General features: G+C 73.4%; 14 protein-coding genes. 10 read left to right on the top strand and 4 right to left on the bottom strand.

From position 1 onward, the window contains the following. Nucleotides 1-2 precede the first annotated feature (2 nt). Together NVV95_RS11710 and NVV95_RS11705 are read left to right on the top strand one after the other, a co-directional pair. Complete coding sequence (locus NVV95_RS11710) at nt 3-1,730, top strand: M28 family peptidase (protein WP_259486724.1); 1,728 nt, start codon at nt 3-5, stop codon at nt 1,728-1,730. A 50-nt stretch (nt 1,731-1,780) separates the two neighbouring features. Next, complete coding sequence (locus NVV95_RS11705) at nt 1,781-3,334, top strand: family 14 glycosylhydrolase (RefSeq protein ID WP_259486723.1); 1,554 nt, start codon at nt 1,781-1,783, stop codon at nt 3,332-3,334. Here NVV95_RS11705 and NVV95_RS11700 read toward each other — a convergent pair. Beyond that, on the bottom strand, nt 3,331-3,543 hold the full coding sequence (locus tag NVV95_RS11700; protein ID WP_259486722.1) for a VOC family protein: 213 nt from the start codon (nt 3,541-3,543) through the stop codon (nt 3,331-3,333). The two genes, NVV95_RS11705 and NVV95_RS11700, sit on opposite strands and share 4 nt — an antisense overlap. Nucleotides 3,544-3,681: 138 nt before the next feature. Further along, the gene (locus NVV95_RS11695) at nt 3,682-4,347 is read right to left on the bottom strand and encodes a response regulator transcription factor (protein ID WP_259486721.1); all 666 of its coding nucleotides are present in this window, start codon (nt 4,345-4,347) and stop codon (nt 3,682-3,684) included. 91 nt (nt 4,348-4,438) lie between these two features. On the opposite strand from NVV95_RS11695, the gene NVV95_RS11690 reads away from it, so the two are divergent. Next, on the top strand, nt 4,439-5,695 hold the full coding sequence (locus tag NVV95_RS11690) for a sensor histidine kinase (RefSeq protein ID WP_259486720.1): 1,257 nt from the start codon (nt 4,439-4,441) through the stop codon (nt 5,693-5,695). After that, entirely contained in the window at nt 5,692-6,963 is a 1,272-nt protein-coding gene (locus NVV95_RS11685) for a hypothetical protein (protein ID WP_259486719.1), read from the top strand. The genes NVV95_RS11690 and NVV95_RS11685 overlap by 4 nt, the downstream gene beginning before the upstream one ends. Before the next feature lie 20 nt (nt 6,964-6,983). On the opposite strand, the gene NVV95_RS11680 is transcribed toward NVV95_RS11685, so the two are convergent. After that, nucleotides 6,984-7,736, bottom strand: a complete 753-nt coding sequence (locus NVV95_RS11680) for a GAP family protein (protein ID WP_259486718.1) — start codon at nt 7,734-7,736, stop codon at nt 6,984-6,986. 58 nt (nt 7,737-7,794) lie between these two features. On the opposite strand from NVV95_RS11680, the gene NVV95_RS11675 reads away from it, so the two are divergent. The 3 genes from NVV95_RS11675 (at nt 7,795) to NVV95_RS11665 (ending at nt 12,592) form a co-directional block, all read left to right on the top strand. After that, on the top strand, nt 7,795-9,249 hold the full coding sequence (locus NVV95_RS11675) for a F390 synthetase-related protein (RefSeq protein ID WP_259486717.1): 1,455 nt from the start codon (nt 7,795-7,797) through the stop codon (nt 9,247-9,249). Next, a complete protein-coding gene (locus tag NVV95_RS11670) occupies nt 9,246-11,717 on the top strand; it encodes an NAD-dependent epimerase/dehydratase family protein (RefSeq protein ID WP_259486716.1) in 2,472 nt (823 codons plus the stop codon). The genes NVV95_RS11675 and NVV95_RS11670 overlap by 4 nt, the downstream gene beginning before the upstream one ends. Nucleotides 11,718-11,779: 62 nt before the next feature. Continuing rightward, on the top strand, nt 11,780-12,592 hold the full coding sequence (locus NVV95_RS11665) for a carbon-nitrogen hydrolase family protein (RefSeq protein WP_259486715.1): 813 nt from the start codon (nt 11,780-11,782) through the stop codon (nt 12,590-12,592). 13 nt (nt 12,593-12,605) lie between these two features. On the opposite strand, the gene NVV95_RS11660 is transcribed toward NVV95_RS11665, so the two are convergent. After that, nucleotides 12,606-13,799 (bottom strand): aminotransferase class I/II-fold pyridoxal phosphate-dependent enzyme, encoded by a 1,194-nt coding sequence (locus NVV95_RS11660; RefSeq protein ID WP_259486714.1) that lies wholly within the window; start codon nt 13,797-13,799, stop codon nt 12,606-12,608. Nucleotides 13,800-13,976: 177 nt separating this feature from the next. On the opposite strand from NVV95_RS11660, the gene NVV95_RS11655 reads away from it, so the two are divergent. From NVV95_RS11655 to NVV95_RS11645, 3 genes are all read left to right on the top strand, one after another. After that, nucleotides 13,977-15,719 (top strand): S1C family serine protease, encoded by a 1,743-nt coding sequence (locus NVV95_RS11655; protein WP_259486713.1) that lies wholly within the window; start codon nt 13,977-13,979, stop codon nt 15,717-15,719. A gap of 166 nt (nt 15,720-15,885) precedes the next feature. After that, nucleotides 15,886-16,953: a glycosyltransferase family 2 protein gene (locus NVV95_RS11650; protein ID WP_259486712.1), complete on the top strand. Its 1,068-nt coding sequence runs from the start codon at nt 15,886-15,888 to the stop codon at nt 16,951-16,953. 2 nt (nt 16,954-16,955) lie between these two features. Next, nucleotides 16,956-17,762 carry a CDP-alcohol phosphatidyltransferase family protein gene (locus NVV95_RS11645; RefSeq protein WP_259486711.1) on the top strand — a complete coding sequence of 269 codons (807 nt, stop codon included), beginning with the start codon at nt 16,956-16,958 and terminating at the stop codon, nt 17,760-17,762. Nucleotides 17,763-17,781 lie beyond the last annotated feature (19 nt).

Genomic DNA, 17,781 nt, shown 5'->3' with positions numbered 1-17,781 from the left:
ACGTGATCAGACGTCGACGGAGACTCGCAGCGATCGGGATCGGAACGGGGGTGATGGTCGCGGGGGTCGCCGGCTTCGGAGCCTCGGCCGCGTACGCCGTCGACCCGTCGGATCTCGAGGAGCGGGTCACGGTGGAGGCCGTGATGGGCCACCTCCAGGCCCTGCAGGACATCGCGGACGCCAACGACGGCACCCGCGCCATCGGCACCGAGGGCTATGAGCTGAGCGGCCAGTACGTCGAGAGCGTGCTGCGCGCGGCCGGCTACGACCCGGTGCGGCAGGACTTCCAGGCGTCGACGCAGTCGGTGCAGGCCTTCTCGATCGACCTGCTGGGCACCTCGAGCACCTACGACCCCGCGACGGGCGAGCTCGACCCGGCCACACCCGAGCGCGTGGTGATGGAGTTCACGCCCAGCACGCCGGCCGGCGGCATCGTCGACGCCGAGCTGGTGGCGCCCGCCACGCCGCTCGGCTGCGACGCCGCTGCCTGGGACGGGGTCGACGCCACGGGCAAGGTCGCCGTCGTCAGCCGGGGCGAGTGCGCCTTCTCGCAGAAGTCGCTCGCCGCCGGCGCCGCCGGCGCGGTCGCGATCCTCGTCTACAACAACGAGGCCGGTGCGCTGAACGGCACCTACGGCGACCCGGTCGACGGTCTCGTCCCGGGTGTCGGGCTGACCCCCGAGGAGGGCGCCGACGCGCTCGCCGCCATCGCCGAGGGGCCGGCGCTCGTCGACCTCACCATCGAGCAGACGACCAGCACCGTCGACACCTTCAACATCGTCGCCGAGACGCCGAACGCCGACGACCACGAGAACGTCGTGATGCTCGGTGCGCACCTCGACTCGGTGCCCGCGGGCCCCGGCATCAACGACAACGGCAGCGGCTCGGCCTCGATCCTCGAGACCGCCGTGCAGCTCGCCGACTCGGGCCAGCTCGACCACGCCGTGCGCTTCGGCTGGTGGGGCGCCGAGGAGGTCGGCCTGATCGGCTCGACCGAGTACGTCTACAGCCTGTCGGAGGAGGAGCTCGGGAAGATCGCGACCTACCTCAACTTCGACATGGTCGGTTCCCCGAACTACATCATCGGTGTCTACGACGCCGACGGCTCGGACACCGAGGTCGACCCGACGGTCAACATCCCCGAGGGCTCGATCGCGACCGAGAAGGCGCTGACCGACTACTTCGACGGCATCGGGCAGGCGCACCAGGGCACGAACTTCGACGGCCGCAGCGACTACCAGGCGTTCATCGACAACGGGGTGCCGGCCTCCGGCCTGTTCACCGGCGCCGAGGACATCAAGACCGCGGGGGAGGCCGAGCTGTTCGGCGGCACCGCCGGTGAGGCGTACGACCCGAACTACCACGGTGCGGGCGACGACATCGCGAACATCAGCACGGAGGCGCTCGGCATCAACCTCGGGGCGATCGCCTCGGTGACGGCGTCGCTGTCGGACGACCTGTCGGCCATCCGGCCCGGGGTCGACCCGACGCCCACGCCGACGCCGACGGCGACGCCTGCGCCGACCGGTTCGCCCGCTCCTCCGACCGCCGCTCCGGCGCCGGGATCGGGCGGGGACGGGTCGCTCGCCGCGACCGGTGCCGACGTGTCCGGGGCGCTCGCCGTCATCCCGTTCGCCGTGCTGGCGCTCGGTGCCGGCATCGTGCTCGTGGTGGTGCGGATGCGCCGCCAGGCGGTCTCCCGACCGGGGGCGACGAACGACCAGGAGTAGGTGGAAAGTACTCAGGTAGGGCGGTGGCTCCACGTCCCTAGCGTGGGGGGATGGCAACTCGCATCCTCCCCCGCGTGGGCTTCGCACTCGCGGCCACCGCCCTCCTCACCGCCGGTCTCACCTCCACGGCCCCGGTCCCGCCGGCCTCCGCCGCACCGGGTGCCGCCGCCACCGTCAACGTCATGGCGCCGCTGTTCGTCGAGGACTGGGCGAGCGACGGCCCCGACTGGCGGGCCTTCACCGCCTCACTCGCGGTGGCCGACGCCCAGGGGGTCGACGCGCTGGCGGTCGACGTCTGGTGGGGGAAGGCCGAGCCCACGCGGGGCGGCTTCGACTGGGCGTACTACGACAAGCTGTTCGCGGCGGCCACCTCGGCCGGGCTCGACCTGGTGCCGATGATGTCGTTCCACCAGTGCGGCGGCAACGTCGACGACGCGTGCACCACCATCCCCATCCCGTCGTGGGTGTGGGAGCCCGACCGCATCTGCGGCATCTACGGCCCGTGCACCGCGGCGCCCATCGACGCCTATTACCGCAGCGAGTACGGCAACGAGAACCGCGAGGCGGTGGCGCCGTGGGGCGTCGGCGTCGACCGGGCCCTCGACGACATGCGCGACTTCATGAACGCGTTCGAAGACCACTACAGCAGCGGCACCACCGACTACCGGGGGCGCATCCAGGAGATCACGATCGGCACCGGCCCGGCCGGCGAGCTGCGCTACCCCTCCTACGCCCATCACGACGACACGGCCCCCGGCCGCCCGGCGGCCTACCCGAACCGCGGCACCTTCCAGAGCTACACCGACTCGGCCGTGCGCGACTTCGCCGACTGGGCGGTCGCGAAGTACGGGTCGGTGGCGGCGGTCGGCACGGCCTGGAAGATCCCGGGCCTCAGCTACGCCGCGATCACCCCGCCCACCGACCACGACCGCTTCATCACCTCGGGCTCGTACGCCTCCATCCAGTACGGGCGCGACTTCACCCGCTGGTACAGCGAGAGCCTGCTCTCGCACGGGCACGACGTGATGGTGCAGGCCATCCGCGCCTTCGACGGGCCGTTCGCGGCGGTGCCGCTCGGCCTCAAGGTGCCCGGGGTGCACTGGCAGACCATGGCCACGAGCCCGATGCGGCGCGTGCCCGAGATCGCGGCGGGGCTCGTGCACACCGATCAGGCGTTCAACGACGCCTCGACCGGGCACGGCTACGACGGCCTGATGGGGCTCGTGCACGACCTCGAGACCACGGGCGACGGCGTCTCCACGCCCACGCACCCGATCACCCTGCACTTCACGGCGCTCGAGATGCCCGACGGCCGGGAATGGGACGGCTCCGACCACGCCTACTCCGACGCGGCCTCGCTCGTGTCCTGGGTCGGCACGGCCGCCCAGAAGGCGCACGTCACACTGAAGGGCGAGAACGCCCTGGCGTCGAACCTCGGCAGCGCGGGGTCGCCCAGCACGGTCGGCTGGTCGCACATCCGCGACGCCTTCGGCGGGTCACCATCGCTGTACCGCGGGCTCACGGTGCTGCGCATCTCCGACGTGTCGAGGGCCGGTGCGCCGGGGCGGAGCGAGTTCGAGCGGTTCCTCCGCGACTTCCACTAGAGGTAGGGCCGGGTGATCAGCTCGAGATAGTGGCCTGAGGGGTCGAGAAGATTGACGCCTCGTCCGCCGTGCTCGTGGTTGATCTCTCCCGGCTTCGATCGCTGGGGGTCTGCCCAGTGATCGAAGCCGCGATCGGTGATCGTGGCGTAGGAGCGGTCGAAGTGGGCGTCGTCGAGGAGATACGCGTAGTGCTGCGATGGGAATTCCATCGGTGGGGCTGCGAATTGCGGCAGTACCCCCGTTCCTGGAGCGGCCGACAGGGGCCTGACTGGTCATCATCCCCGTCAGGCTCGCGTCGCCGCGAGTTGATCGCCCAACAGATACCCGAAGGCGCTCGGCGACGCGCCCTAGGAGCCGGGGGTGCGGCCCGTGTCGTCGAGCAGGATCAGACCGTCGCGGATGGCCTGGTTGCGCAGCGCCACCTTCGAGCCGACGTCGATGCCGGCCAGCCGGTACTTCGCCCGCAGGCGCTTGAGGTGCGACTTGGCGGTCTGCTCGGTGATCTGCAGCACGGTGGCGATGCGTTTGGCCGACTCGCCCGAACCGTACAGGGCCATCACCCGGCGCTCCTGGGCGCTCAGCTTCGTCAGCGCCGGTGCGGCGTCGAGCTGCAGCCCGACGAGCGGCGAGACGAAACGGCTGCCGGCGAGGGCCAGGCGGATGGCGACGACGATCGTCTCCGCACCCTCGCTCTTCACGATGTAGCCGTGGGCGCCGGCGGCCAGGGCCTCCCGCACCACGGCGGGCTCGGAGTAGGTGCTCATCATCACGGTCTTCACCCCGGCCGTGTCGAGAGCGCGCAGCTTGATCGAGACCGGCAGATCGTCCTTCAGGTCGAGGTCGAGGAGCACGACGTCGACGGGGAACTCGGGGTGGGCGAGCAGCTCGGGCCATGTGGTGACCGCGGCGACGCAGACGATGTCGTCGCCGACGCTCTTGATCCACTCGGTCAGGGCGGTGAGGAGCATCCGGTGGTCGTCGACGATCGCGATGCGCACTACGTCCCGGGCCATGCCGTCAAGCCTGTCATGCCCCGAGTGCCCGACCGTCCCCCCTTCCGGGGCAATCGCCGACGGGACCGATCCGTCGCGCTATCGTCGACAGATGGCGATCGACAGCCCGGCCCAGGAGGCGCCCTCGGTGCCGGGGGCGCCGGGTTCGAGCGAGCACCTGCGACTTGGTGTGCTCTGCGCCCGACGGTTCGGGGTCATCGGCACGGTGTGCGCCGCCGTGAACCTGGCGGTGCCCGAGTACGCGCGGCTCGGCGCCTTCGTGCCGACGCTCGTCGGCATGCTCCTGATGACCGCCGGCTTCCTCGCGCTCCGCCCCCGGAACGTGCGGGTGGTCGCCCTGCTGACCTACGGCGCCGCGCTGGGCACCCTCGCGACCTTCCTGCTGCCGGGGGCCGCGGTCGACGACAGCCCGAGCCTCGCCACGGTCACGGCCCTGGCGTCGATGGCAGTGCCCTCCGTCTTCGTCGCGGTGGCCGAACTACGGTCGCTTCGCGCCATCGTGGCGGTGACGGTGCTGCCCGTGAGCGTGCTCGGCTGGGTGGTGACCGCCGAAACGGGTCGGGCTCCGTTCGTCGTGCTGGCGATCGCCGGAGGCTGGACCGCCCTGATCGGAGCGGGCCTCTGGCTCGCCCGCAGCGCCCGCCAGGCCGAGACGGGGCAGGAGCGCCTGCTCGAGAGCTACGCCGCCGAGCGCCGCTCCACCGAGGCCGAGGCCGAGCTGCGCTACGGGGCGCGGATGATGCACGACACCGTGCTGGCGACGCTCACCCTTATCGCGCACTCCGGGCAGGGCGTGCCGCCCGAGACCCTGCGCGATCAGGCGGCGAACGACAGCGCGCTGCTGCGACAGCTGCGCACCACGGGCACCCTCGTGCCGCAGCGCGGTCCGGAAGCGGATGCTTCGGGCGGGGATGGCGGGCCGAACGCCCTCGAGTCGGCAGATTCGTCCGCCGATGACGCCGAACCGAGCGACCCCTGGACAGCCGTGCGCGACTGGTGTCGGCTGAAGGGCCTCGACGTCACCTGGCACGGCGAGGACTCCGGGTCTGGGCGGTCGGTCACCCGTGCCGCGCTCGCCGCCGCCGTCACGGACTGCCTGGAGGCGGTGCAGCACCACTCGGGGGTGCGCTCCGCCGACGTGACGGTGAGCGGCGGCGACTCCGTGCTGCGTGCCGTCGTCACCGACACCGGGCACGGCTTCGCGACGGCAGCCCCACCGACCCCGCCCTCGCCCGCCCAGGCGGCCATCGAGGCGGTGCAGACCCGGCTCAGGTCGGTCGGCGGGTCGCTGCGCGTCTTCTCCTCTCCGGGGCGCGGCACGACGGTGCTGATCGAGGTGCCCCGGTGACCCCGGCGCGCACCACGGTGTCGCCGTCGCCGTCGACCACGGGGCGGGCCGGCTCACTGGCGCAACTCGTGGCCGCGATGCGCGGGGGGCCGGAGGCCCGGGGCAGGCTGCGGGCGCGCATCCGTCGTGACCGTAACCTCAGCGCCGGGTATCTCGGCCTCGGCTTCACGGTGTTCGCGGTGCTGCTGCTGATTCGCGGCCTGGCGTCGCTCGCCTGGTCGTGGGGCGACGTGTCGTCCGACTCGGGATCGGGGGCGGGGGCCGGGGCCGAGGGGTCGTGGCGGTGGTTGTCGCTGGTGGCGTGGGGGCTCCTGGTCGTCACGTTCGTCGCGGCGTTCCTCGCGGCGCGGTTGCGGGGAGGCATTCTGCCGGCGCGGCTGTCGCTCCTCGTCACCGCCTCGGGGTTCGTCGCCATGCTGCTCGACCTCGGTGCGTTCGCCCTCGACGGGGCGGTGCGGATGTACCCGACCGCGACCATCGGCTTCGGCGCCTGCATCTTCGCCTGCCTGCCCCGGCAGCCGCTGCGTTGGAGCGTGCTCGGCACCGCCCTGCTCGCCGGGGTCGGCACGGTCTCGGTTGTGGTGGGGGTCGTGGGCGACCCACGCACTCTCTCCACCAGTGTCACCGGGTTGCTGCTCGGGCTCGCGCCTCTGCTGGCCGGGGTGTCGATGATCCAGGCGGCTGATCGCTACCTCGGTCGGACGATCGACCGGGCGGTCACCGGCAGTCTCGTCACGGCCCCCGCCATCGGTCACGGGGTGCTCGCGGCATCGGAGCTGCGGCGGCTCGACGGGGATGCCGAACGACTGCTCGCCGGGGTCGCCGCCCTGGCTCCCGGGCAGCTGATCGACGGCGAGACGGCCGCCTCCGCCGCCCAGCTCGGCGACGGGCTGCGTCTCGCCCTGCTGGCCGACCACGAGCAGACCTGGCTGCAGCTCGCCGTGTCGGAGTCGGAGCACCTCGGCGACGTCGTGCGTATCGTTGACCCGTCGCTGCTCGCCGCGCGGCTCACCACCGAGCAGCGCCGGCTGGTGCTCGCGCTGGTGTGGTTGCTGGTCGCGGATGCGCCGCCCTCCGCTCCCGCCCTGGATCTGACCCTCGTGCCGTCGCGGCCGGGGGCCGGGGCGCCTCCGGCCATCGCGTTCGCGCTCGCGGGTACGCACCGTCGGCCGATCGACCCGGCCGTCTGGCCGCTGTTCACCCGTCTCGGCCAGCACACGATCGACCTCGGCACGGGACGGGCGCTGGTGGTCGTCGAGCTGGGCTGACGTCTGGCCGGAGAACGGGTTCAGAAGCGGGTGAGCCCGCTGCCGATGATGACGGTGCCGAGCACGAGGAGCACCACGGTGGTCACGGTCGAGCTGTTCCGGGCGATCCAGTCGCGGAGCTCGCGCAGCGGCCCGAGCATCCGGGCCGGGTCGACCAGCGCGAACAGGATCGGCACCGCCAGGGTCGAGATGCCGAGCGCGACGAAGACGGCGATCGCCACGACCTGGTCGCCGAGCGGAGCCGAGCCGGCGGTGATCGCCACGCCGGCCGCGATGGTGAGCAGGAGGTTCTTCGGCCGCAGCATCAGCACCACACCGACGCCGAGCGAGGGCACGGGGCCGAGCGAGGTCAAGCGGGTCATCCACGCGGGGGGAGCGGCCGGGTCGGCCAGATCGGCCGGATTGGCCAAACCGGCCGGGTCGGTCAGAGCATCCACCTGCCGACCCTCGCTCGAGCTGAGCCGCGCTCGCACCCGGGCCCGCGCCCTGGCGAAGCGCACGACGGCCAGCACGAGCAGCGCCGCCCCGATCGCGAGCTCGATCGTCGCGATCACCGGGTTCGGCTCGGCCGGCGGCACGGGGGGCAGCAGCGAGGCGATCGCGGTGAACAGGGCGGTCAGCCCGGCGAGCCCGACGATCGCCCCGATCAGATAGGCGAGAGCCGACCAGCGGCTGCGCGGCGACAGCAGGATCAGCACCATCACCACGATCGGCACCGAGCTGAGCGCCACCCCGAGCGCGAGCGGGAGGAGGTGCCCGATGATCGCCGCCATGCGGTCAGTCTAGGGTCGCCCCGCTCGCCCGGGGCCCCGGCCTGCGTATCCTGTCGGGATGGGTGGCCCGCTGACCGACCGCGCTCTGCGAGCCGTGCTCGTCGCACGCTTCGTGCGGGCGCGCTGGGGCTACCGCTTCGCCAGCCGGCGCCGGTTCGAGGCCTGGCAGCGGCGACGGATGCGCGGATTCCTCCGTCACGCCCGGCGCGCCCCGCACTGGGCCGGCCTCGCGGCCCGCGACTTCCCCGTGACGGACAAGGCCGCCCTGCTCGAGCACTTCGACAGCATGAACACCCGCGGCGTGCGACTGACCGAGGCGCTCGCCGCGGCCCAGGCGGCCGAGCGGTCGCGCGATTTCACGCCGACGGTGGCGGGCGACCTCACCGTCGGGCTGTCCAGCGGCACCTCGGGGCGACGGGGTGTCTTCCTCGTCAGTCCTCGAGAACGGATGCTCTGGGCCGGGACGGTGCTCGCCCGGGTTCTCGATCGGGCCGCCGTGGCGCAGCTGCTGCAGCCGTGGCGGCCGCCGGTCACGATCGCGTTCTTCCTGCGGGCGGGCGGCCGGCTCTACGAATCCGTCGCGAGCTCGCGGGTGCGGTTCGAGTACTACGACCTCACCGAGCCGTTCGACGGGCTCGTGCGGCGGCTCGCCGCGGCCGGGCGGGTGACGGTGCTGGTGGGTCCCGCATCCGTTCTCGACGCGCTCGCCCGGGCCGCCGGGCCCGCCGGGGTCGAGGCGCCGCGGATCGAGGCGCCGCGGATCGTGGCGCCGCGGATCGTGGTGTCGGTGGCCGAGGTGCTCGACCCCGACACCACCGACCGCATCGAGCGGGCGTGGGGCGTGCGGCCGCGTCAGGTCTACCAGGCGACCGAGGGGCTGCTCGCGCTGCCGTGCAACGCGGGGGCGCTGCACCTCGCCGAAGAGACCGTGCGCGTCGACCGCGAGTGGCTGGACGCGGAGCGCACCCGGTTCGTGCCCGTGGTCAGCGACCTCGAGCGGCGCACGCAGATCATCGCGCGGTACCGGCTCGACGACGTGCTGCGGGTCGACCCGGCGGCTCCGGAGCGGTGTGCGTGCGGGCGAGTCACCGCCGTGCTGGCGGGTGTCGACGGCCGGGCCGATGCGGTGCTGCGGCTGCCGGCGCGGGACGGGTCTCGGCTCGTGGACGTGTTCCCCGACGTGGTGCGGCGGGCGTTCGCCCTCGAGTCGGCGGCCTTCGCCGACTGGCGGGTGGTGCAGCGGGGGACGACGCTGCACGTCTCCCTCGACCTGCCGGCCGGGCCGGTGGGTCACGCCGGACTCGACCTGCCGGTCGGGCCGGTTGGTCACCCCGGCGGCGGTTCGCCCGGCGGCGCCGGCCCCGACGTGGGCGCGGCGGCGTGGCAGGGGGTCGACCGCGCGCTCGCGCGGGTGCTCGAGTCGGCCGGATGCTCGGCGAGCGTCGTGCACGACCCGTGGACGCCGCGCGACCCCACCGCGAAGCTCCGCCGCATCGTGCGGGAGTCGCCGTGAGCGGCGGCGCCCCCGAAGGCAGGGGGCCGGTGCGGGTGCTCGTGACCGGGGCGTCGGGGTTCGTGGGCGGGGCGTTGCTGGCGCGGTTGGGGGGCGATGCGGGGTTCGAGGCGATCGGGGTGGGGCGGCGGCCGTCGGGCGGGGTGGCCGGGTACCGGGTGCTCGACCTCGCCGATGCCGGAGCAGCGCCCGCTCTCGACGCGCTGCCGGCGCCCGACGTGATCGTGCACGCCGCCGCGCGCAGCTCGCCGTGGGGCTCGCGCGCCGAGTTCGAGCGCGAGAACGTCGACCTCACCCGCACGGTGCTCGCGTACGCCGCGCGGCTGCCGGTGCCGCCGCGGGTGGTGTTGGTCTCGAGCGCCTCGGTGCTGACGCGCGCCGCCGATCAGCTCGACGTGCCCTCGGATGCAGCCGCGCATCCGCCGTTCGTCAGCCGCTACGCCGCCACGAAGGCCGCCGCCGAACGCCTCGTGCACGACTACCGCGGCGAGTGGGTCGTGCTGCGGCCGCGCGCGGTGTTCGGACCGGGCGACGGCACGCTGCTGCCGCGGGTGCTCGGTGCCGCGGCGGCGGGGCGCCTGCCCGAGTTCGCGGCTCCGGAGCCCGTGCGGTCGGACCTCGTGCACATCGACACCCTCGTCGAGTACCTCGTGCGCGCGGCGACCCGGCCGGCCGCGGTGGGTCGCACGCTCGTCGTCACCGGGGGAGAGGCGGTCGAGCTGCAGGCGGTGGTGCGCCGGATGATCGCCGCCGCAGGGCTGCCCGCACCTAGACGCCGGGTCTCGCGTCGGGTGGCGCTCGCCGTGGCCGGCGCCGTCGAACTCGCCTGGCGGGTCACGAGGCGGGGCTGGGAGCCGCCGATCACGCGGTACTCGGTGTCGGTGTACGCCTTCTCGACCACCTTCGACGACTCGGCGACGCGCGCGGTGCTGGGGGAGCCGATCGTGTCCACGGCCGAGGGCCTCGAGCGGCTGATCGCCGACCTGGCCGCCGACGCGGCCTCCGGGTCGCGTTCGCAGGCCGCCGCGACGCCAGAGCTGCCGCCGCCACCCCCAACGCCCGAACCGCCCGTACGGCCCCCACCGCCGCCCGCCGACCGGGCCTCGAGACCACCGAGCGCGCCCCGCGTCGTACCGGGGGCCGAGCGGCGGTGGGAGGAACGGGTGCAGCGCACCGCGCATCCGCTCGCCTACCCGCTGCTGGCGCGCATCAGGCGTGCCACGCTGCGGGTGCCGCGGGTCGGCGTGATCGTGTCGGACGCAGCGCTGCTGCGCGCGGTGCTCCTCGACACCGAGAGCTTCACGAAGACGGGGCCGGGGTCGTCGGCCGAGCTCTGGACGCCCGTGCTCGGCCCGTCGGTGCTGCTCAACATGGAGGGCGCCGATCACGCCGCCCTGCGCCGCCGGCTGGCGCCCCTCTTCGCGCCGGGCTTCGTGGGCGCTCTGACCGAGGACACCATCGGCGACGGCGCCGACCGGCTGACCGCCCGACTCGTCGCCGGGGAAGCGGTCGACCTCGTGGCCGAGGTGCGGGAGTACGCGGGGCAGGTGATCAGCCGGCTCATGGGCCTGGACCGCGGGGTGATGGGGGAGGAGCTGTTCGCCCGGGTGTCCGCGGTCACCGGGTTCGTCTCGCTGGCCCGGCCGCGCTTCACGCCCGCGCAGGTCGGCGAGGCCCGCGAGGTGCTCGACGAGCTGACCCGGCACGCCCGCCGCGCCTACCGCGAGGCCCCGGCCCCGGCCGCCGCCGCGGGGTCCCGACCCGGTTGCGCACCCGACGCCGAAGCCGGCGTCGCACCAGCGGCCGCGACCCACGCCGGCGCCGAGGCCGCCACCGGCGCGGGGGCCGGTGCCGCACACGCCACCGCCGCCGCGGGCGCCCGACCTGGTGCCGCACAAGGCGCCGTCCACGAGACCCTCCCCGGCCGGATGCGCGGCCTCGGCCTCTCGGAGGAGGAGGCCATGGGCGCGGTCGGCGCCTTCGTGCTCACCGGCACCGAGACGCTCGTCTCCTACCTCCCGCGGCTCGTCGCGATCCTCGCCGACACCGGCTGGCTCGACGTGCTCGCCCACGACCGGCGCCTGCTCGACGCCGCGATCGGCGAGGGCCTGCGCGTCACGACCCCCTCGCCCGTGATGCTCCGCAGCGTCGCGCGGGCGGCCCGGGTGGGGGAGCGGGACGTGCATCCGGGCGACCGCCTCGTGCTGGCCACCTTTCTCGCGAACCGCGGCGCCGGACGCTTCGACCCGGTCGCCAACCCGGCCGCGTCGCTCAAGCAGCTCTGGTTCGGGGCCGGAGCGCACTTCTGCCTCGGCGCCCCACTCGCGATGACCCAGATCCAGCGCACAATCGGAGCCGTGCTCGACGCCCACGCCGAGGCGCCCCTGACGATCACCGGCCGTCGGGCGCAGCGCGGGGCGCTCATCCCGGCCTATCGCTCGCTGACCCTGGAGCGCGCCCGGCGGTAGCATCGAGGCATGCGCAGAGCCCCGCTCCCCGGCCCCGCCCGCCCCGTCGAGGGGGCAGGCGCATGACCGTGCCCGGCTTCGGTGTGGCCGTCGCGCAGTTCGCCCCCGGCGACGACACCGACGCCAACCTGGCCGCCGTCGACCGGCTCACCCGCCTCGCGGTCGGCCGCGGCGCCTCGCTGGTCGTCTTCCCCGAATACTCCTCGTTCTTCGTCGACCCCCTCGGCGAGCGGATGCTCGAGCACGCCCAGCCCGTCGACGGACCCTTCGTGGCGGCCCTCGCCGACCTCGCCCGCGAGCTCGACGTGCACGTCGTGGCCGGCCTCGTCGCGACCTCGGAGCAGCCGGGACGTTTCGCCAACCGCCTCGTGGCGCTCGACCCGGTCGAGGGACTCGTGGCGACCTACAGCAAGCTGCACCTCTACGACGCCTTCGGGGCCACCGAGAGCGACTGGGTGGAGCTCGGGGCGATCGCCGAGCCCGAGACCTTCTCGATCCAGGGTGTGACGATCGGGCTGCAGACCTGCTATGACATCCGGTTCCCGGAGGTGACGCGCCGGCTCGTCGACGCCGGGGCCGATCTCGTGGCGGTGCCGGCCGAGTGGGTGCGCGGGCCGCTGAAGGAGCACCACTGGCGCTCGCTCGTCACGGCGCGGGCGCTCGAGAACACGATCTACGTCGCGGCCGCTGACCAGACGCCGCCGATCGGGGTGGGCGCGAGCCTCGTCGTCGACCCGATGGGGGTGACGATCGCCTCGCTCGGCGAGCGGGAGGACGTGGCGGTGGCATGGGTCGATCCGGCCCGCATCGACGAGGTGCGGCGGGTGAACCCGGCGCTCGCGCTGCGCCGCTTCGACGTGGTGCCGCGGGCTTAGTAGCGCCGCGCGCCTAGCGGCCGAGCCGGGCGAGCTGCGCCGCGGCGCGCTCGAGCACCTCGGTCTTCTTGCAGAACGCGAACCGCACGAGAGACGCGTACTCGCCCGCGAGCTCCTCGTGGCAGAACGCGCTGATCGGCACCCCCACGACCCCGGCGAGTGACGGCAGCTCGCGGCAGAGCACCCGCGCGTCGGCGTAGCCGAGCGGAGCGGCGTCGGCGACGACGAAGTACGTGCCGCGCGGCGACGAGACGTCGAACCCGGCCTTGACCAGCCCCTGCGACAGCAGGTCGCGCTTCGCCCGCAGGGTCGAGGCGATCCCGTCGAAGAATGAGTCGGGGAGGCCGAGCCCCACGGCGACGGCGGGCTGGAACGGCGCACCGTTGACGAAGGTGAGGAACTGCTTGACCGCGAGGATCGCCGTGACGATCTCGCGCGGGGCGACGATCCAGCCGATCTTCCACCCGGTGACGCTGAAGGTCTTGCCGGCCGACGAGATGGTGACCGTGCGCTCGCGGGCGCCGGGCAGCGACGCGACCGGGATGTGCGGGGCGTCGAACACGAGGTGCTCGTAGACCTCGTCGGTGACGATGACGGCGTCGTGCTCGTGGGCCAACTCGACGATCAGCTCGAGGGTCTCGAGGGGCAGCACCGTGCCGGTGGGGTTGTGCGGGTTGTTGATCAGGATGACCTTGGTGCGGTCGGTGACCGCCGCCCGCAGCTCGTCGTGATCGGGCAGGAAGTCGTGGCCGCGCAGCGGCACGGTGACGTGACGGCCTCGCGCCAGGGCGATCAGTCCGCCGTAGGCGTCGTAGAACGGCTCGAGCGTCACGACCTCGTCGCCGTCGTCGACCAGCGCCAGGACGGTCGCGGCCAGGGCCTCCGTGGCTCCCGCGGTGACGAGCACCTCGGCGGGGTCGACGCTCAGGCCGTAGAAGCGCTCCTGGTGGGCGGCGACGGCCTCGCGCAGCACCGGCATGCCGGGGCCCGGCGGGTACTGGTTGACCCCCTCGGAGATCGCGCGGCGGGCCGCGTCGAGCACCTCGTCCGGGCCGGCCTCGTCGGGGAAGCCCTGACCGAGGTTGATCGCGCCGGTCGAGGCCGCGAGGGCGCTCATCTCGGCGAAGATGGTCGAGGCGATCCGGCCGTCGGGGGCCAGCAGTCCGGCGCCGCGGGCGGTGCGCTGCCAGGATCCGGAGAGGGTCATCCTTAGAACCTACCGTCACGCGGGTGCCGTCCCGGCCCGGGAGGGGGAGGCTCGAGTACCGGCCGGGAGTCGTTCCTAGGGTCGTCATAAGCACACGGCAGTCCGCATACAGCCTGGTCATAGAGAACGCCCAGTTTGGGTGGGGATGCTGGCCTGAGCTTGGAAGGAGCACCCCACATGTCAGAGAGCACCGAGAACCCCGAGGGCATTCCGGCCGACGTCGAGCAGCCGAAGCACGACGCTCCGGTCTCGGAGACGGCAGCCGACCACCGCGACGACACCACCGCCGTCGTTCCTCCCATCGTCCCGGCCCCGGCGCCGACCGCGGCTGCGGACACGGCCCGGCCCGAGGCCCCGGCACAGTCGCCCGCCGCCACGCAGGCCACCACCCCGCTTCCGCCGTACCAGGCGCCGCAGCCGTACACCCAGGCCGCCCCGGCCGCCCCGGCAGCCCCCGCCGCGGCCGCCCCCGCCGCTCAGGCAACCCCCGGGGCCCCGGCCGCCCCGGCCTACCCCGCCCCGCAGGGCCAGCCCGTGCAGCCCGCCCACTACGGCAACGGCGCCTTCGGCACCCCGCCCACCGGCACTCATCCCTACGCCACGGCGCCGCACGACCCGAACTTCAACTCCGCGATGTACGCCGCCTCCGGCGCCTACGCCGACCAGGGCAAGGCCCCCACGGCGCCCAAGAAGCGCCGGGGTGGCCCCGTGCTGATCGCCGCGCTGGCCATCGGCGCCCTCATCGGCGGCGCCTCGGGCGCCGGCGTCACGGCGCTCCTGGTGAACCAGGACGGCGGCGGCTCGTCGAACTCGGCCTCGAGCCCCACGAGCATCACCGTGAACAACCCCGACGACGCGAACCTGGTCACCGCGGTGGCCGCCAAGGCCTCACCGTCGGTCGTCACCATCTCGGCCTCGGGCGATTCCGCCGCCGGCACCGGCTCGGGCGTCGTGCTCACCGCCGACGGCTACGTGGTGACCAACACCCACGTCGTCACCCTCGACGGAGCCACCGGCAACGCCGAGATCAAGGCGCAGGCGAACGACGGCACGATCTACAACGCCACCGTCGTCGGCACCGACCCGGTCGCCGACCTCGCCGTGATCAAGCTCACCGACGCGAAGAACCTGACCCCGATCGAGTTCGCCGACTCCTCCAAGCTCGAGGTCGGCGACCAGACGGTGGCCATCGGCTCGCCGCTCGGGTTGAACGGCACCGTCACGAACGGCATCGTCAGCGCCCTGAACCGCAGCATCACGGTCGCCTCCTCCGCGGCTCCGAAGGACACCGAGACGAACCCCAGCCCCGACCAGGGCGAGCAGGGCCCGTACGACTTCTGGAACTTCGACCTCCCGGGCCAGGGCGGCGACCAGCAGCAGGAGCAGCAGGCCCCCACCCAGCAGCAGTCCATCTCGCTCTCGGTCATCCAGACCGACGCGGCGATCAACCCCGGCAACTCCGGCGGTGCGCTGCTGAACGACAAGGGCGAGCTGATCGGCATCAACGTGGCGATCGCGAGTGCCGGCTCGAGCAGCGAGAGCGGGGGCCAGTCCGGCAACATCGGCGTGGGCTTCTCCATCCCGGCCAACCTCGTCAAGCGGGTCACCGGCGAGATCATCGACGACGGCAAGGCCACCCACGGCCTGCTCGGCGCCTCGGTGGCCGACGCGGCCTCGCAGCCGAACAGCACCCAGGGCGGGGCCTACATCGACTCCGTCTCCTCGGGGGGAGCCGCCGAGGCGGCGGGCCTGAAGGCGGGCGACATCGTCACGGCGCTGAACGGTCAGCCGGTCACCGACTCGATCGACCTCACCGCACTCGTGCGCACGCAGCCCGCGGGCGGCAAGGCCGAGCTGACGTTCGTGCGCGACGGCAAGTCGCAGACGGTCGCCGTCACCCTCGGGGAGCTCGCCGGCTAGGGCATCCGCCCACCCGGATCGGGGAACACCCGGCTGATAGGCTCGTCGTCGCTGCAGAGCGGCGGCGGGCCTTCCGTCGTCGTGGCGGCACCACCGGCACCACCGGCACTATGGGTTCCACCGGCGCCGACGGTTCCACCGGCACCACGATCGACGAGCGGATGCGATGACCGACCCCTCTGGCCAGGCGGCACCCGACCAGGCGGCACCCGACCAGGCCGACCCCGGGCTGCCGGGTGTGTCGTACGTGATGCCCGTGCTGAACGAGGTCACCCACGTCGAGGCCGCGATCGCCAGCCTGCTCGACCAGGACTACACCGGCCCCTTCGACGTCATCGTCGCCCTCGGCCCGTCGATCGACGGCACCACCGAGCTGGTGGGGCGGCTCTCGAGCGTCGACCCGCGCATCCGGGTGATCGAGAACCCCACCGGTTCGACGCCGAGCGGGCTGAACGTCGCCATCGCCGCCTCGCGCTACCCCGTCGTGGTGCGGGTCGACGCGCACTCGCTGCTGCCGCGCGACTACACCCGGGTGGCGGTCGAGGCGCTGCTGCGCACCGATGCCGCGAACGTGGGCGGCATCATGAAGGCGGAGGGCACCACGGCGTTCGAGCGGGCGGTCGCCCACGCCTACGGCTCCAAGGCCGGCCTGGGCGGCGGCGCGCACCACGTCGGAGGGGTCGAAGGCCCGGCCGAGACGGTCTACCTCGGGGTGTTCCAGCGCAGCTGGCTGACGCGGGTGGGCTTGTTCAACAAGGACATCCGCCGCGGCCAGGACTGGGAGCTCAACCGGCGCCTGCGCGAGGCGGGTGGCACCGTCTGGTTCACGCCCCGCCTCGTGGTGACCTACCGGCCGCGCCCCTCGCTCGAGCGTCTCGCACGGCAGTTCTTCTCGACCGGGCTCTGGCGCGGCGAGCTCGCCCGGCGCTTCTTCACCGCCAACGCCCTGAAGTACTTCGTGCCGCCCGTCATGGTCGCGGCCGTCGTGCTCGGCCTCGCGGTGGGTGCCGTCGGGCTCGCCACGGGCACCTGGCTGACCCTCGGCTTCGTCGTGCCGCTCGTCTACCTCGTCTTCGTCGCGGTCGCGGCCGTCGGCGCCGCGCGCAGCCAGGGTCGACGCGCGGGGGCGTGGTTTCTCGTAGTCTTGCCGTGCATCCATTTCAGCTGGGGCCTGGGTTTCATCCTCGGATTCCTCAAGCTGACGAAGAACATCACCGCGCACACGGGAAGGTGACCGTGCCCCACGCCCCCTCCGCCCGGCCGACCTCGATCGCCGAGCTCAAGGCCGTCGCGCAGCCCCCCGAGGTGCGCGGCCGCCGCAACGCCGAGCACTGGACCGCGTCGCTGTACCTGCGGCGCCTCTCCCCGTACGTCACGTGGATGCTCCTCAAGACGTCCATCTCGGCCAACGGCGTCACCGGGCTGATGATCCTCACGGGGTGGGCCACGGCGGCCGCCCTGCTGATCCCGGGCATCGGCGGAGCCGCCCTCGCCCTCGTGCTCGGCCAGCTGCAGATGCTCGTCGACTGCTGCGACGGCGAGGTCGCCCGCTGGCGTCGCACCTCCTCGCCCGCCGGGGTGTTCCTCGACAAAGTCGGCCACTACACGACCGAGTCGCTCATCCCGATCGCGCTCGGCCTCCGGGCCGCCGGCTACCCGTTCGAGGCCCCGGAGGACTTCCTCTGGACGACCCTCGGCCTTCTGCTCGCCCTCGTGATCGTGCTGAACAAGGCGCTGAACGACATGGTGCACGTCGCCCGCGCGAACGCCGGGCTCGACAAGCTGGCCGACAAGAAGGGCGAGTCGGAGCCCTCCCAGGCCCTCGTCGCGCGTCTGCGCCGGGCGGCGCGCTTCGTGCCGTTCCACCGGCTCTACCACTCGGTCGAGCTGACGATGCTGATCTTCGCGTTCGCCGTCGTGGGGCTGTTCATCGGCGGGGTCCTCGCCGACCGCATCCTGCTCATCGCCCTCGTGCCGCTGTCGCTGCTGGCGCTCGTGGGGCACTTCGTGGCGATCATGGCCTCCAAGCGGGTGCGCTCCTGAGCGAGGCGGCCTCGGCCGG

The organism is Herbiconiux gentiana (genome assembly GCF_024978135.1).
In the GTDB taxonomy this organism is placed as follows: domain Bacteria; phylum Actinomycetota; class Actinomycetes; order Actinomycetales; family Microbacteriaceae; genus Herbiconiux; species Herbiconiux gentiana.
The sequence above is the reverse complement of the archived record's forward strand: the minus strand, read 5'-3'. Positions and strand labels throughout refer to the sequence as shown.